The 15221-nt window shown below is 51.2% G+C and carries 17 protein-coding genes; 15 read left to right on the plus strand and 2 right to left on the minus strand.

Annotated elements, in window-relative coordinates; all coding sequences use genetic code 11:
* The first annotated feature begins 51 nt into the window (after positions 1 to 51).
* Complete coding sequence (locus ACWAU4_RS09380; RefSeq protein WP_454290549.1) at positions 52 to 468, plus strand: GFA family protein; 417 nt, start codon at positions 52 to 54, stop codon at positions 466 to 468.
* 111 nt (positions 469 to 579) lie between these two features.
* On the opposite strand, the gene ACWAU4_RS09385 is transcribed toward ACWAU4_RS09380, so the two are convergent.
* Complete coding sequence (locus tag ACWAU4_RS09385; RefSeq protein WP_144134675.1) at positions 580 to 2790, minus strand: M3 family metallopeptidase; 2211 nt, start codon at positions 2788 to 2790, stop codon at positions 580 to 582.
* A 202-nt stretch (positions 2791 to 2992) separates the two neighbouring features.
* Here ACWAU4_RS09385 and ACWAU4_RS09390 point away from each other — a divergent pair, with 202 nt between their 5' ends.
* Both ACWAU4_RS09390 and ACWAU4_RS09395 read left to right on the plus strand, forming a co-directional pair.
* Positions 2993 to 4615, plus strand: a complete 1623-nt coding sequence (locus tag ACWAU4_RS09390; protein WP_420908004.1) for a dipeptidase — start codon at positions 2993 to 2995, stop codon at positions 4613 to 4615.
* A 438-nt stretch (positions 4616 to 5053) separates the two neighbouring features.
* Complete coding sequence (locus tag ACWAU4_RS09395; RefSeq protein ID WP_096141235.1) at positions 5054 to 6793, plus strand: methyl-accepting chemotaxis protein; 1740 nt, start codon at positions 5054 to 5056, stop codon at positions 6791 to 6793.
* Between the two features lie 132 nt (positions 6794 to 6925).
* Here the strand turns inward: ACWAU4_RS09395 and ACWAU4_RS09400 are convergent, their stop codons facing one another.
* Positions 6926 to 7333, minus strand: coding sequence for a GFA family protein (locus ACWAU4_RS09400; RefSeq protein WP_208125812.1), 408 nt, complete (start codon positions 7331 to 7333; stop codon positions 6926 to 6928).
* Between the two features lie 537 nt (positions 7334 to 7870).
* Between ACWAU4_RS09400 and ACWAU4_RS09405 the strand changes: the two genes are divergently transcribed.
* From ACWAU4_RS09405 to ACWAU4_RS09460, 12 genes are all read left to right on the plus strand, one after another.
* A complete protein-coding gene (locus ACWAU4_RS09405; RefSeq protein WP_028781056.1) occupies positions 7871 to 8482 on the plus strand; it encodes a LysE family translocator in 612 nt (203 codons plus the stop codon).
* A gap of 91 nt (positions 8483 to 8573) precedes the next feature.
* Complete coding sequence (locus ACWAU4_RS09410; protein WP_208125814.1) at positions 8574 to 9017, plus strand: hypothetical protein; 444 nt, start codon at positions 8574 to 8576, stop codon at positions 9015 to 9017.
* A 78-nt stretch (positions 9018 to 9095) separates the two neighbouring features.
* Entirely contained in the window at positions 9096 to 9377 is a 282-nt protein-coding gene (locus tag ACWAU4_RS09415; protein WP_025010474.1) for a DUF6150 family protein, read from the plus strand.
* A gap of 41 nt (positions 9378 to 9418) precedes the next feature.
* The gene (locus ACWAU4_RS09420) at positions 9419 to 9838 is read left to right on the plus strand and encodes a DUF6228 family protein (protein WP_144225680.1); all 420 of its coding nucleotides are present in this window, start codon (positions 9419 to 9421) and stop codon (positions 9836 to 9838) included.
* 36 nt (positions 9839 to 9874) lie between these two features.
* On the plus strand, positions 9875 to 11008 hold the full coding sequence (locus ACWAU4_RS09425; RefSeq protein WP_208125815.1) for an alpha/beta hydrolase: 1134 nt from the start codon (positions 9875 to 9877) through the stop codon (positions 11006 to 11008).
* Between the two features lie 69 nt (positions 11009 to 11077).
* Complete coding sequence (locus ACWAU4_RS09430) at positions 11078 to 11935, plus strand: hypothetical protein (protein WP_096141231.1); 858 nt, start codon at positions 11078 to 11080, stop codon at positions 11933 to 11935.
* A 110-nt stretch (positions 11936 to 12045) separates the two neighbouring features.
* Positions 12046 to 12714: a Type 1 glutamine amidotransferase-like domain-containing protein gene (locus ACWAU4_RS09435; protein WP_454290550.1), complete on the plus strand. Its 669-nt coding sequence runs from the start codon at positions 12046 to 12048 to the stop codon at positions 12712 to 12714.
* Between the two features lie 129 nt (positions 12715 to 12843).
* The gene (locus ACWAU4_RS09440; protein ID WP_025889069.1) at positions 12844 to 13137 is read left to right on the plus strand and encodes a hypothetical protein; all 294 of its coding nucleotides are present in this window, start codon (positions 12844 to 12846) and stop codon (positions 13135 to 13137) included.
* A 44-nt stretch (positions 13138 to 13181) separates the two neighbouring features.
* The gene (locus ACWAU4_RS09445; protein ID WP_045283390.1) at positions 13182 to 13487 is read left to right on the plus strand and encodes a hypothetical protein; all 306 of its coding nucleotides are present in this window, start codon (positions 13182 to 13184) and stop codon (positions 13485 to 13487) included.
* A 44-nt stretch (positions 13488 to 13531) separates the two neighbouring features.
* A complete protein-coding gene (locus ACWAU4_RS09450) occupies positions 13532 to 13921 on the plus strand; it encodes a hypothetical protein (protein WP_025010480.1) in 390 nt (129 codons plus the stop codon).
* 260 nt (positions 13922 to 14181) lie between these two features.
* Positions 14182 to 14763 (plus strand): GAD-like domain-containing protein, encoded by a 582-nt coding sequence (locus ACWAU4_RS09455; RefSeq protein WP_025010481.1) that lies wholly within the window; start codon positions 14182 to 14184, stop codon positions 14761 to 14763.
* 21 nt (positions 14764 to 14784) lie between these two features.
* Positions 14785 to 15216: a hypothetical protein gene (locus ACWAU4_RS09460; protein ID WP_045283392.1), complete on the plus strand. Its 432-nt coding sequence runs from the start codon at positions 14785 to 14787 to the stop codon at positions 15214 to 15216.
* The last annotated feature ends 5 nt before the right edge of the window (positions 15217 to 15221 follow it).

The raw sequence follows: 15221 nt of genomic DNA on the forward strand, positions 1-15221 counted from the left end.
ACCCGCCAAATGGCGGGTGTTTTTTATCCCTCAGATAAGATGATAAAAGCTATGGACGCTATTCGTTACCCCATCAAGGGCAGTTGCCAGTGCGGCGCTGTCAGTTATCGCTTGTTGGCGCCGCCGCAGATGGTGGTGGCCTGCCACTGCAAGGAATGCCAGAAGCTGTCCACCAGTGCCTTCAGCATCACGGCGATTGTCAGAGCCGAAGATATAGAATTCAGTGGCGAACTGAGCCATTGGCAGCGGGGTTCGGCCAGCGGCAATATCAGCGCCGCCAAGTTTTGTGGTCGCTGCGGCAATCGTATCTATCACTACAACCCGGCTGATCCGCAGAGTATCAAGCTCAAGCCCAGTAACCTGGAAGATACCCGTATCATTCAGCCGAGTGCCCATGCCTGGGTCAGTGAAAAGCAGGACTGGTTTGTTATCCCGCCCGGAGTCAAGCAATACACCGGTCAGCCTTGAGAAAGCCCAGCCCTGATAAAGTCCAGCCTTGAGAAAGAACTAAAAAAAGCCGTTCACTGAGTGAACGGCTTTTTTGATTGCGCTGCTGGACATTGCTAATCCGGCAAGCGTTTATTCCGCCAGCAGACCGCGACTGCGCAGCAGTGGCTCAATGGCGGCTTCCTGACCACGGAACGCCCTGTAAAGCGCCATAGGATCTTCACTGCCACCGCGCTCAAGGATGTTGCTGCGAAACGCCTTGGCGGTAGCCGGGTCAAAAATACCGTTTTCCTTAAAGGCCTCAAAGGCATCGGCGCCGAGAATATCAGACCAGATATAGGAGTAATAACCGGCTGAATATCCTCCGGAGAAGATGTGGCTGAAGTAGGTGGAGCGATAGCGCGGCGCTATCTCGGGGATCAGCCCCATATTGCTCAGCGATTGCTGCTCGAAGGCGGCCGCATCCTGAGGTTCGGTGACGCTGCTGCTGTGCCAGTCCAGATCCAGCTTGGTGGCTGCCATGTATTCCACCGTGGCGAAACCCTGGTTGAACTTGCTGGCGGCGCGGATCTTGTCTACCAGGCTCTGGGGGATCACCTCACCGGTTTGATAGTGCTTGGCAAAATGCGCCAGCACATCCGGTTGAGTCATCCAGTTTTCCATCACCTGTGACGGGAACTCCACATAGTCGCGGGGCACGGAAGTGCCGGACTGGGAACGATACTCCACCTTGGACAGCAAGGCGTGCAGCGCATGGCCGAATTCATGGAACAGGGTACCGGCTTCATCGAAGGTCAGCAGCGTCGGCTCATCGCCACTGGGGCGAGGGTAATTGAGTACGTTGACTATGATGGGCTGCTCGTTGACGCCATCAACCACCGCCTGGCGGCGATAGGCATTGGACCAGGCGCCGCCGCGTTTGCTGTCACGCACATAGTAATCGCCAAAGAAGATACCGATAACGCTGCCATCTTTATCTTTCACCTCGAAGGTGCGTACATCCGGGTGATACTTGGGCAGATCGTCACGCTCGGTGACACTGATGCCATAGAGGCGGTTGGCGGTGTAGAACACGCCCTTGAGGGTGTTTTCCAGCGAGAAGTATGGCTTGGTCTGCTGTTCGTTGAAGCTGTACTTGGCGACACGTATCTTGTCGGCATAGTACCACCAGTCCCAGGCGGCCAGTTTGAAGTCTTTGCCTTCGCTGTCGATAAGCTTTTGCATCTCGGCCTTTTCGGCTTCGGCCTGGGCCAGGGCGGCGGGCCAAATTTTATCCAGCAGGGCGTAGACATTTTCCGGAGTCTTGGCAGTACGCTCTTCCAGCACATAGTGGGCGTGGCTCGGATAGCCCAGAAGCTGGGCTCGTTTGGCTCTAAGAGCCGCCAGCTCTGCCAGCACCTTCTTGTTGTCGTGGGCGTTGTCGTTGTTACCGCGCTCGATATAACCCTTGTAGAGTTTTTCTCTCAGCTCACGATTATCGGCATAGGTCAAAAACGGGGTGACGGAGGGGCGTTGGGTGGTAAATACCCACTTGCCGGGATGGCCGCGCTTGATGGCCGCCTGGGCGGCAACGTCAATCACATCCTGCGGCAGACCGGCCAGATCGGCCTGCTTGTCTATCACAAGTTCAAAGTCGTTGGTTTCTGCCAGCACATTATCGCCGAACTCCAGGCTCAGCTTGCCAATCGCTTCATTGAGCTTTCTAAGCTCCGCCTTACCGGCTTCATCCAGGTTGGCACCGCCGCGGCTGAAGCGTTTGTAGGTGTCTTCGAGCAGTTTCTGCTGCGCCGGGTTAAGTACCAGCTGATCTTTTTGCTGATAGACAGTCTTAACCCGCTGAAACAGGGCGTTGTTGAGGTAAATATCATCGCGGCTGGAAGACAACAGCGGGGATACTTCCTTGGAGATCTTCTGCAGCTCGGCAGAGGTGTCGGCGCTGGTGAGGTTATAAAACACCCCTGACACCTTGGTCAACAAGGCGCCACTGCGCTCCATGGCTTCTATGGTGTTGGCAAAGTCAGCGGCGGCCGGATTATCTATGATGGCCTGAATCTCTGCCTTGCGCTCGGCAATCCCTTGTTTGAAGGCCGGCAGGTAATGCTCGGACTTGATGCGATCAAAGGCGGGGATTTCAAGGTAAGTATTCCAGGGCTGGAAGAAAGGGTTGTCCCGGGTTTGTTCGGCCTTGGCTGCGGCTGGGTTTGTGCCTGTGCCATTCTGCAGCGCAGGCGCTTGAGTTTGGGCAGATGTGTCGCTCTGGGATACAGGCTGGTTGTCGCAGGCGCTCAGTGTCAGCGCCAATCCCAGGGCCAGAGCCACTGGAGAGAGGGTCATTCCCTTCATTGTTATTCCTCTATGCTGGTGTTTATCTCCCGTATGGCGCAGCGGGCCGCGCCGAAGCCGTCCTTAGTAACATGCCGTATTGAAAAAGGCCAATTTTGTCCTGTTTAGTTTGTAACAAAATTTAGCGAATGCAGTATCGAAACTGTATCTGTGGCACACTCTCAGGCCATTGAAAATAAAAGATAACAAAAGCCACCCTGCCATGATGATAAGAACACTTTCCCGTTTATCCCTGTCGCTGTCCCTGTGCGTGTTTGCTCCTTTTGTAAGCGCAGAGAGCGGCCTTACGGCTCAGCCCTCGAGCCAGGTTTCAAGCCAGACTTCAAGCGTAAGTGCTGCCCAAGGTACAGAGTCTGCATTGAGTCAAGTCTCGCCACTGTCGAAAACCTTGGCCCAGTACAGCCTTGACCGCTATGGCAGCGAGATGGAACAGAGTCTCGCCGAGTTGGTGCACTTCAATACCGAGGCTATCCCAGGGTTGACGCCCGACACCAATCCGGAATTCATCGGCTTCAAGCAGGCGCTCAAGGCTCAAGCTGAGCAGTTGGGGCTGGATTATGCTGATCACGGTTATGTGCTCTTGATAGGCCTTGGCGAAGACAGGGGCGGCGGCGCTAATAAGCTTGGCATCATTACCCACGGGGATGTGCAACCGGCCAATTCAACGCTTTGGCACCAGAGTCCCTATCAACTGGATACTCAATCGCAACCGGGCAAGCTGATAGGCCGCGGCACCGAAGATGATAAGGGGCCGATAGTCACCGCCATGTACGCCATGAAGGCGCTCAAGGACAAGTCGGTAAAACTGAACCGCCGCATTGAACTCATGGTATATCTGGCCGAGGAGTCGGACTGGGAGCCGCTGAAAGTGTTTCTCAAGGACTATCAAGCGGCCGATATGAATATCACCATAGACGCCGAATATCCTGTAGTCACCGCCGAGAAGGGCTGGAGCCAGATAAAACTCACGATACCTGAACCCAAAGTCAAGGCGCCTAATTTCGATAAACCGCAACTGCAGCATTTCAGCGGTGGCTCCTTTGCCAGTCAGATCCCCCAGCAGGCCTTGGCCCTGATCCGCGGAGCCGACAGCGCAATGGTCAGCCGTTTGCAACGCGCCGCAGAAGCCCAGCAGGGGATGCGCTATGATTTTACCCTGGATTTCGACAGCCTGGAGATAGCCGCCAACGGTAAATCGGCCCATTCCTCAACCCCTGAAGATGGTGTCAATGCCGTGACTCATCTGGCTGCGCTGTTGGAGTCTGAGATATTTGCGCCGAGCCAGTCGGCATTAACCCTGGCATTTATCAATGAAATGATAGGCTTGGACCTCTATGCCGAGCGCTTTGGCGAGCTGGGCTATAGTGATGATTTTATGGGCCCTATGTCGCTGGCGCCGACTGTGGTGGAGTGGGGGCAGGGTGGTACCAGTATTACGCTTAACCTAAGGCGCCCCATAGGCAAGAGCCCGGAAACCTTGGATAAACAGCTGTCTGCGGCGCTGGCCGGTTGGCAGCAATCCCACGGCGTGACTCTGGTCGATGTCAGCAGCTATTGGGGCGAGCCCAAGGTGATGGATAAGGCGCCGCATCTGCAAACCCTGCTCAATGTGTTTGCCGAGTTTACCGGTATTGCCGACCCTAAACCTGTTGCTATTGGCGGCTCCACCAACAGTAAACTGTTTCCCAATGCCCTCAGTTTTGGTCCGGCCATGCCGGGTGTCGAGTATACAGGCCACAGTGAACATGAGTTTATCACCCGCGAGCAGTTGCAGCTGAACCTTAAGATGTACACCGCTGCCATGGTGGAGTTGGCGGTAATCTAAGGAAGGTGCGAACAAGCCCCATGTGTGCTCTGCGTCGGCTTACAGGCCTGGATGCAAGGCGTGGTTCGCAGCAAATAAGAAGCACAACACAACAGGCAGGCCTGTAAGCCACGCCCTTCGGGGCTTTCACAGCAACTGGCTCTCTGCGTTATCCGACTTCGACAGGCCCCGGCATGCCTTCAGTCAGATGCCTTGAACGCCAATTGCTGTGTAAGCCAGAGTGCCACGAGGACTTATTCGCACCTTCCCTAAAGGGATGAAGACTCGGTCTTTTGATGTTGATCTTAAGTCTCATGTGTGGGCTACTGAAAAATGTATTTGAAGTTAAGGCAGGTATGATTTTTGTGAACTCATCACAATTGTGAAAATATTGTTATCTATACGATGCGCATGCGTTACGCTTAAAGGACGATTCCTCTAATTGTCAAGAGAGCATGAATGAAAACGCAATCCATGATGAGCCTTGTTTTTGGTGCTATATGTGCGAGCGCCTTGTTAACCTTCATCTTCACTATGAATGAATCGGCTAAAATTGTTCAGTTAGGTGATGCGGCGAATATTCGATATAAGTCTTATCAGGTGGCTGATGAACTGAGACAAAGTTCAGACGATCTTACACGGCTTGCCCGTACCTATGCTATTACCGGCGAAGAGAAATACGAGAAGATGTATCAGGATATTCTTGATATTCGCAATGGAGAGAAACCTCGGCCGCAGCACTACCACCAAATATATTGGGATTTAGTATTGAATTATGGTGACAAACCCAAAGCGGATGGCGAACGTGCTGCAATTAAAGACACGATGAAGTCTTTGGGCTTTAGTGCAAAGGAGTTCGACTTCCTGGATCAGGCCCAAGCGAATTCTGATGCATTAGTGGCGTTGGAAGTTAAGGCAATGAATGCGGTTAAAGGCATATTTTTGGATCCGACCAGTGGCAAATATAGTGTTCGGGGAGAACCAGATCTGGCGCTGGCAAGAGAACTGCTTCACAGTCCTGCTTACCATAGGGAAAAAGCCAAAATTATGGCACCAATTGACCAGTTTTTTTCGGCTCTGGATCAGCGTACTGGTGCAGACTTTATCCAGCGAATGGAGGATCTCAGAAGCGCTCTTTTCTGGTCGCAGCTACTGCTGGCTATAGTGATCTTAGTCAGTATTGTTGGTTTCGTGATGGTTAAATATAAAATTGCCAATCCAATTGTACTCGTATACGAACAATTGATGGACATTCAGAAAACGAAAGACCTAAGTAAACGGATTCAGGTTACAGCCAGTGGTGAAATTGCCCAAATAAGGGAGCAGATTAACGCTTTTATAAGTTCATTGGCAACCTCCTTGGCTGTAACAGACAGCGTTTCTAAAGAGGTTGCAAAGTTGTCGGAGGAAGCCAAGTCAGCAGTAAATGAGTCAAGAGCCAGCTCTCAAAAAGTGGCCTCTGAGTTGGATTCAAGTGCTAGTGCTATGGAAGAGATGACGACGACATTGATGCATGTCAGCGAAAATACCCAAGAGGCTGAAGCTAGAGCCGCGGAGAATGAATCCAATGTATCCTTAGGTCAGAGGACTGTACGACAGGCACAGTCTGCAATGAGCGTGTTAGCACAGGAGTTTGCAAAAACAAAAGTAGCTATGCAACATTTGGTCACTGAAAGTGATCAGGTAAGCAATGTCCTGGAAGTTATCAAGGCTATTGCTGAGCAAACCAATTTACTGGCTTTGAATGCAGCAATCGAAGCGGCTCGCGCTGGAGAGCAGGGGCGAGGTTTTGCGGTTGTTGCCGATGAAGTACGTTCGTTGGCACAGCGTACTCAGGACTCTACAAAAGAGATTGACGACATAGTCGCTAGTTTACAACAACGGACAACCGAAGTTGGCGGTTCTGTGACTCAAGCTGCTGAATTGATGAATAAGGCCGATGAAGAGTTTGGCGGGATTATTTCAGTTTTTGAGAACATTCTTGTGAGCACTGAGGCTATTCATAATATCAATACGCAGGTGGCCTCTTCTACAGAGGAGCAGTCTCTGGTATCACGTGATTTAGCAAGCAGCATGACAGTGATTAGAGATAATTCCCGTAATACGGCAGATGTGATAGAAAGACTGCTCAATACTGCAGAATATCTGGAGAATAAGGCGGCAGAGCTCAGAATGCACGCTAAAGAATATAGCTATTAGCTGAATTGGAGATAGTATCGGGTCTTTTCAAAGCGTAAATCTCCTACTCGATAATGGTTACACCAGAGCGTAATTGTAAGTTGATAGTGCCAATGGGAGAGTCATCAGTAAATCATATCTGAATGAGTAAAGCTAAATATCTGGTTTATCAGCGCATTGCGGCACAGTTTCCAATTCACTATCCCAAGCGGCGCGCGTCTGACAAAAAATGTGCGCCTGGGGAGTCAGACCCGGCTCATCGTCCAGGCTGCCTGCGGGTATTTGCAGCAGGTGGCTACCTTTGACCGCTTTGGGCAGCGCCGAGCCGCAAACGGCGCAAAAGTGGCGGCTGTGGCGGGTACCTGGCAGGGTAAACGCAGTAATGGCGTCCTGGCCACTGAGCCAGGTTAACTCGGCGCTGTCTGAAAACAGATTGGCACTGTGGGCCGAACCTGAATCCTTGCGGCAACGACTGCAGTGACACAAAAAGAACTGCTGCAGCTCAGCGCTGATTTCAAAACGAACCTTGCCGCAAAGGCAACTGCCTCGATAGTGCTTCATGTTCCCTCCTTGGTGTTGATAGGTTATTCCCTTTCGAGCCCGTCCCAAAATCTTGGCAGCCCCTCCTGGCTCCCTGGCTCAAGGAATAAGCAAACGAGGTTATTCTAATGGGATGGGCCGGGAAACAGCAAATCCTGTTGGCACCATAACCAGCGCGATTTTGCACCCAAAGAAGCGGCTTTGGCCTTCGGGAAATCTTCTTGTAATCTGTGACTTGCTTGGGTATGGTCGCCATAACTATCAATGAGATACAGTACAAGCTCCTGTGGTATTCAAGGATGTTTCAGGGACGAAAAGGATTGTCGGTTCCGCGGTAGCTATCGCCGATTGAACTCAAGGTTTGGCGCGCTCTCTTGTTTACTCATTACCGGATGTTGATTCTCTAGCACATCAAACTCGTGCGCCTGGGTTATGGTGATGATTTGAGCTTATCGCTTATCCATATTTGCCGGGTTTGCAGCCCTATATCAATGACAATGATTGGCAGATTTGAATGGATTAAGGGTTTTTGACAGTTTTATCAGTTCAGGAATAAAAATGGATAACTATTTTGTGTATTTCGGTGTTGCCATGGCCACCATTCTCTTGCCTGGGCCAGCGGTGATGCTGACCGTCAACAACTCGATTCAACGCGGCTTGCTCAAGACCTTTGCCGGTATATTTGGGGTCGCACTGGCTATTTTGTTTGTTGCCTTGATCTCGGCCACCAGTTTGGGGGTTGTGTTGGCCAGTTCAATACTGGCCTTTACTGTAATTAAGTTTATTGGCGCCGCTTATCTTATCTATCTTGGCCTGAAAATGTTCCGAGCCAAGGGTGGTGGCACCAGCAGCGCTCATTTACAGCAAGGCAGCGCTCGCAAGTGTTTCGCCGAAGGATTTTTAGTCTCCATCTCCAACCCCAAGGCGATCGTGTTTTTTATGTCGATATTCCCGCAGTTTATCGACCTGCAGCGGGAATACGCTCCTCAGTTTGCCTTACTCGCCGCAACCTTTAGTGGCTTGGTGATCCTTATTCACACTCTGTATGCCCTGTTTGCTTCCATTGCCAAGACCAAGCTGGCTTCCGGCAAGGGAAGCTCAGTGCTGAATAAGCTAAGCGGCGGCGTCTTTGTCTGCTTCGGCATTGGCCTCGCCGCATCAAGCCGCTAGTGTCACAGGGTTTATGGCATGAGCTTTTAAATAGGATGATCTCAAGCGGGTTGTTGGTATCTTCAACAAGCTTGCAGAATAAAAGGGATTTATGAAGAAAATCATAGTGGTATCAATTGCGCTGTTGCTGTCAGGCTGCGCAACTCAAGTCGATAAGTTTTCCTATCTGAAGCAATGGAATGACAGCTGGCAAGCATGTGATCGTCAGGGCAAGACATCGACACTCACATTCCCCGCCAGCCCTTGGTTCAACGCTCTGGCACGTGAAGACAAGATAGCAGTGTTGATTTACCTGAATGAGTTAAAAGACTATCAGTGTACTGAGGATGAAGCACTGAGACTCAAAGCGGTACTCGCCGATGCCGATATCACCACACTCAACGACTTGCTCAAAGGTTTTATCTATTTTGAGACGCCGGACAAAGAGGCGATACAACACCTGGATCAGAGTCAGGTTGAGGCGCTGGCAAAGGCTATCGACGGGCCTTTTAACCCGCTGAAAGTGGCTGAAGATTTAGGCATGCTACAGCCCTGAGTGTTCAGGCATCACAGGCGTGGCATTTAGATATAAGAGGCAAAACCACCAAGAGCCAAGCTACAACAGGGAGGTTTTATGGCGCTTATTTATGAGGTTCAGGTTCGGGGAGCGGCCAAGGTGCTGGTACATGAAGTCAGCTCCCGCGCGGCCGCCGATCTATTGGTTTATCGAGTCGACAGCCGCGGCGCTACACACAATCAGGATAGTCTCTGGTGCCAGGTGGCGAGCCGCTCAATGGCTACGTCACTCATTCATTGGGTCAGCCATCGTGGCGCGGCCGATCTGCTGGTGTATTTTGTCAGCAGCCGCGGAGCCAGTGGTTGGCAAACTCAGCACCCGCTCAAAGGCCGTTTGTAACCCGGCTGCTTTTAAATCCAGGTAAAGAGGACGCCGGAAAGGTGAAAGAATGGATATTGAAAAACAGCTTTGGCTGCTCTGTGCGTTTTCATAAACCCGAGTTGGACACCAGTGGTTGGCTTGAACACTATTGCGTGACTATCTCGGGAGAAGGCATGCAGGCAAGTGTGAGGGTGGAAAATCCTCCCTACGGACGGAACCCGGCGGATTTCTTTGAGGAGCTTGCCCGGCAGTGGCAGGGTTGGCAAGGCGAGCAAAGCTGGGCTGCCATAGAAGGTGAGTACAGTCTTGTGGCAACGACAGATGCCTGTGGCCATCTGCTATTGACCGTCAGCCTTTTAGCCAAAGGTGGTTTTCCTGCCTGGAGCGCCGAGGTGAGTCTGGCGATAGATGCCGGGCAGTTGCAGGCATTGGCGATGAATGGCAAAGATTTCTTTTATCCCGTGCCGGCCGGCCTTTGAATGCCCTTTAAAGACGTTTTACTGACAAGGATTTCCATGAGATTCGTATTTTTGCTTTGTGCCTTGCTGTCGCTGACTGTATTGGCCGAAGAGCAGCGTTTTACACTTGCGGCCGGGCTTATCGATGAAGCCGTGACAGTTCAGGTTGCTTTGCCCGAGAGTTATCGACATTCAGACAGTTTTCACTACCCCTTGCTGTTGGTACTTGATGGTTCGACTCAGTTTCATCATGTGGCATCCAGCGTCGGCTTTCTGAGCACATACGCCATAGTACCGGAAATGATAGTGGTGGGCATAAGCACCCGCGATAGACTCAAGTACTTTACTCCCACAGAGCCGAAAGATTTCGCCGCAAGGGCGGGAAAGGCCGATGTTTATAACCGTTTTATCGCAGAGGAACTGCTGCCTACATTGAGTGAACGTTACCGTCTGGCGCCTTACCGGATGATATTTGGCCACTCTTTGGCCGGGCTTTACAGCAGTTATCAGGTGCTCGGTCCGGCATCTTCCTTCAATGCCGCGATAGCCATTAGTCCCAGCCTGTGGTGGGACGATGTTGCCTTGATTACAGATTACGACAAATACCAGACTCGCGAGCGCAAAGCGCCCATGCGCTGGTTTCTCAGTATGGCGAGTGAGCCAGGCGAGATGGCGCAGGCCTTTGATGCCATGCTGCAAAAACTGGAAACCAAGAAGCCGTCAAAGCTACAGGTTTTCAATGCCCGTTTTGCCCGAGAAACCCACGACAGCACTCCCTTGATTGGCAATGTCGAGGGGCTTAAAGCCATCTTCAGTGGCTGGAACGCGGTACCGGAAGTCGATGTGATGTCGCTGCAACAGCTGCTGGCGTTCTACAGGGAAAAAACTGCCGAGTATGGCTATACCTTTCCGTTGTCGGCACATCAATTCAATGTATACGGCCTAAAGGCCGCCTATGAGGGCCAAACTGCCTGGGGCGTTGCCATATTGGAGCAAGGAGTAGAGAAATTCGCTCGCTCGGAAATCCTTTGGGACAGCCTGGCAACGGCCTATACGCTTAACCAACAGCTCGATAAGGCTATGGCGGCGTCTATCAAGGCGCTGCAATTGGCCAGGCTGCATGGTTCGGTTTTTCTCGAAGAGATTATGGCTCAGAACCGGGCGCTTGAGCAAAAACTGAGTCAGCCCTAACTCAGGTCTTTTACCTACCAAGCCCGGGATTTCCCGGAGAAGATTTACACCTGTTATGAGAGGAATGCCGTGTTTCGTGGATTAAATGAGATAAAACAACATATTGAAGAAGGCAATCTGGACTATTTGCGCCAGCACATGCCGAAAGCCTGGTCCCAATATATGTTCAAGATAGAGAAAGACCCTGCCTGGCTTGAGATCATCTCTTATCTCAGAGCGAACGCCGTTATCAAGGACTATCAAATCTATTACCTTATGTATTGCCGTGTGGCGTATTATTCCGAGCCGAAGCAGTTTACGCCGCTATTTGACATCATCAAAGTCAACGGCCCGGATGGCAGCTTGGTCGAAGACGACCCTGAACATCTTTACCGGCTGTGTCACGATGTTTATCTCGGTTTTATTAGCGCGTTTATTTCAGTGGGTGGCCGCCTGGACCATAACCGGTTGTTGGAATTGGTCTTTGCAGGAGAGTCTGACGCTTACGCCATTTTTAATTTTCTACTGCCCAGATACGCCTTCTCCCATAAGGCACTGGCTACGGCGGCGGCCTGTTTGTTTTACAATGAATACCATTTGAATGGAGCCGGTGAACAGGCTTTGGCTGCCTTGCTAAGTCGGGGCATAGCGTTGGATTACTGCTTTGATGATGACAGTGAATTCGGCGAATATGCTTGCTTGGCGGCATTGATCTTCGGTCACAACCCAAAAAGGTTTAACCAGCTGTATGCCGATGGTGTCGAGCAGGCGCTTGTCGACAGTTTCGATTGGTCGTTCTTGCTTACCGAGCATGAACTGACTCTTGAGCATATTGAAGCCCTTAAGCTGTTGTCCAGCAGCGCTGCGTTACCCATAGATGAGATTGGCGAGTGCCTGTTAGAAAGAGAAGATGAAGCACTGCTGGCTGCTTTTGACTCCCTGCGCTGATGTCTTAGGCTGAAGAACTTTATTAATCACGGCGCGAATGGCCGTTGAGGCTGTGAGCGGGAAACTCTGGGTGTTGCAAGAAACTGCCGACTTTCAAGGAGCGAAAAAGTATGAATCTACTGCTGCTCAGTAATCACCAAAGCGCAACCGGCCATAAGGCGCTAGCGTTTGTTATTGAGGCTTTGGGGCTTAAAGGACAAGCGGGTGGTTACATAGGTTCAGAGCCTGACCCCGAGGGGGATTTCTACCGGGCAACACAGGCGTTTTATCAAGGCCTTGGCATAGGTCTCAACACCTACCTGGATTTTGAGCAGGGTTTTAACGACACTGTGATGCAGACGTTACTGGATAAGCCTTTAGTGCATCTCTCGGGCGGGGATACTTACCGTTTTTTGCGCGGCTTGCATAGTCGCAATCAACAGCAGAAACTCAAGAGTTATGCTGCATCCGGACATCTCCTGGTTGGTGTCAGTGCCGGTGCCATGCTGCTGACCGCCAACATAGAAACCGCGGCGCTTTGTGGTGACAGCAATACAGTGGGCCTTGAAAACCTGAAGGCGCTTGGCTTGGCCGACCTTTTATTTGTGCCCCATGTGGTTCATTCGCAGAGCCGAGACCAATCCCATGGCCTCAGCCAAAAACAGCATGCAAAGCAATTGGCTAAGCGGCATGGTTTGCCCGTTTATCTCTGCTCGGATGAAGACGCTTTGGCCATTATTGATGGCTATCTTCACTGTTTTGGCGCGCCGGAGCTCATCCTGCCAGAGGCTATCGCCTGAGTTTTGCAGTGCAGCAGTGCCCGTTCATCGGGATGACAAACCTCATCTATTGAGGTAGTTTGAACATTATTGATGGCTTATGCCAACAAGGCCTTAAGGAAGCAAGGCATTACCCAAGAGGAAGCAAGGATGGCAGCAGAACTGATCAAATCGTCAATGACTACAGTGCAGAATGGAGTGGCCAAAGCCGATGGCAAAATCTCCTTGACCGGCAATGAACTTAAGTTTGTGCCTTTCAATCAGCAACTGGGGCTGGGGCCCTACACACTCAAGCGTGATGATATCTGCGCGGTAGAAAAGTGTCTGGCTACTGGCGGCGGTATTTTCCCTATATCGGCAGATGCGCTGCGGGTCATTCTCAATGATGGCAAACGCTATGAGTTTATTCTGGCAGATACCTCAGAGTGGCTTACGCTGCTGTAATTTTATGCCTCTTTCGGTAAAAGCTGCATAGTCGGGAGCTGGGTATGAAAGTATTGGCGATGTCTCAAGCGCAATGGTACCTGTTGGAGCATGAAGGACAACTATATCTGGATGTGCTTTGCCGACATAACAACCGCTTTATGATCCAGCTCAATGGGCAGGAAATGGCGGAATATCGCCGTTCCGGCAATCTATTTCTCGAGCGACTGGCCCGTGATATTCAATATGCGGTACCTATCCTCAAGGGGGCTCGTTCCAGTTTCCAGGGGCGGGATCAGCGTCGTCAATTGGGGGAATTGGCCACCACAGCCGAATGTGAGTGGCTGGCGGCCAAAGAAGCTGAGCAGTGACCAACTGAGAAACAGCCTCAAAAAAGAATTTTATAAGGAAAACCGTGCAAGCAGTATTTAAGCAAACCGAGGGCGATTACCTTGAAGCCGTTATTGAAGTGGCGGGGCAGCCGCTTACTGTGATGGATGAATTCGGTGGTGACAGCCTGACTTATGGTGAGATCATTGATATTGAGCTGAGCGTCGGTATTGCCTGTGAACAGGAGGATCAAAACACCATGTTGGCCGGCAACCCGGAGGGGTTAAGGCAGCTGCAGCATATTCAGGGATGGAGCTACCGCGCATTTGGCACCATAACCGATATTACCCAAGGTGCTGTCATAGATGTCGGCCTATGTCGGCTGGAGGCACCTTTCGATAGCAATATTAGCGGCGAAAGCATCGCCTTCACCATTTTACGGCTCGATGCCAGGGCTGTACCAAGCTCAGACTGATACCTTAAAGCTTGTCGCCGAGAGTTTTGCGATCGAATAGATATTGTGGACAAATATCGATACTGTCTCAGCGATTTTTGTGCTCTGTGTATAGCCGGTGCGTCTCTCGGGATTGCAATCATGCTATCAAAGGCCGCATAATCGGCAACGGGCTTATTCACGCCCCATGTCTAAGTGCCTGCTAAGGCTTTCAAATCAAGGTCACGGAAAACCCAAGGTTTTGTGACAGTTATTCTGATAGGAAAAGGAATTTTACCTCAATGCTTCTGCAATCTTTTATCGACCATCTGCCACCCGGCGCAGATATCAAATCAGTATCGGCGCCAACTCTTGCCAAATATCAGGACCATTTGCCCGAGTGCTTATTGGAACTGTGGCAACAACATGGCTTTGGCCACTATGGTGATGGTTTAATCCAACTTATTGATCCGGATGAATACCTGGACAATCTCTGGGGCTGGCTGATGTTGGATGAAGACATGAGTCGCATCCCGTTCGCTATCAGCTGTTTTGGCGACATTTTTTATTATCGGCTCCTGAGCGACGAAGGGGATGAAGATATCGCCTTTATCGATCCCCACACTTCGCAGACAGATGTGCTCACCTGGAGCATGGAAGATTTCTTCAACGACTGGTGTTGTGACGATGAAGTGCAAGCCAGTTTCTTCAGGAAGAAGGATCTTCAGCAAGTCAGTGACCTGCAAGGCAAGCTGCAGCAGAACCAGATCTACTTTTACACCCCGGCACTGCGTCTCGGTGGTGAGCCTGCCATTGATAAGACTCAAAGAGGCGATGCCAGGGTTCAGCTGGACTTATTGCTGCAATTGGCACTTGAAGCCTAACCGCGAGAACAGGAGGAGAAATTGAACCGGGCAGCAGTCATAGTCTACTGGTTGGTCTGTTTGTATACGCTTGGCAAGCTGGTTTTGTCGGCGCACTGGGCCATGTTTATCGATTTCCCCTCCATGCTTGGCGTTATTGCGCCCGCCCTGGCTTGTTGGTTTACCCCTTTGGCTGCGACAAGGCGCGCCAAATTACGGGGTGCCATCAAAGTATGCTGGTTGGCCGCCGGGCTTATGTTTATTTACGGTTTGCTGCGGGTTTTGATGCAAAGCTTAGGCGGCGTCGAAACCATCATGGCCGGTTTGGGCGTGGCCTTGTTGCCGCTGTTTTACAGTTTAATCATTAACTTATTTGCCGCGCCATATCTGTTCTTTGGTGCCGCTCGGCAAGTGGGCTCCAATCAGGCTCTGAGCACAAAGCGGCATATTGGAGAAGCGAGCCAAGCAGAGTGAGTTCT

The organism is Shewanella sp. FeAMO, from assembly GCF_053653955.1.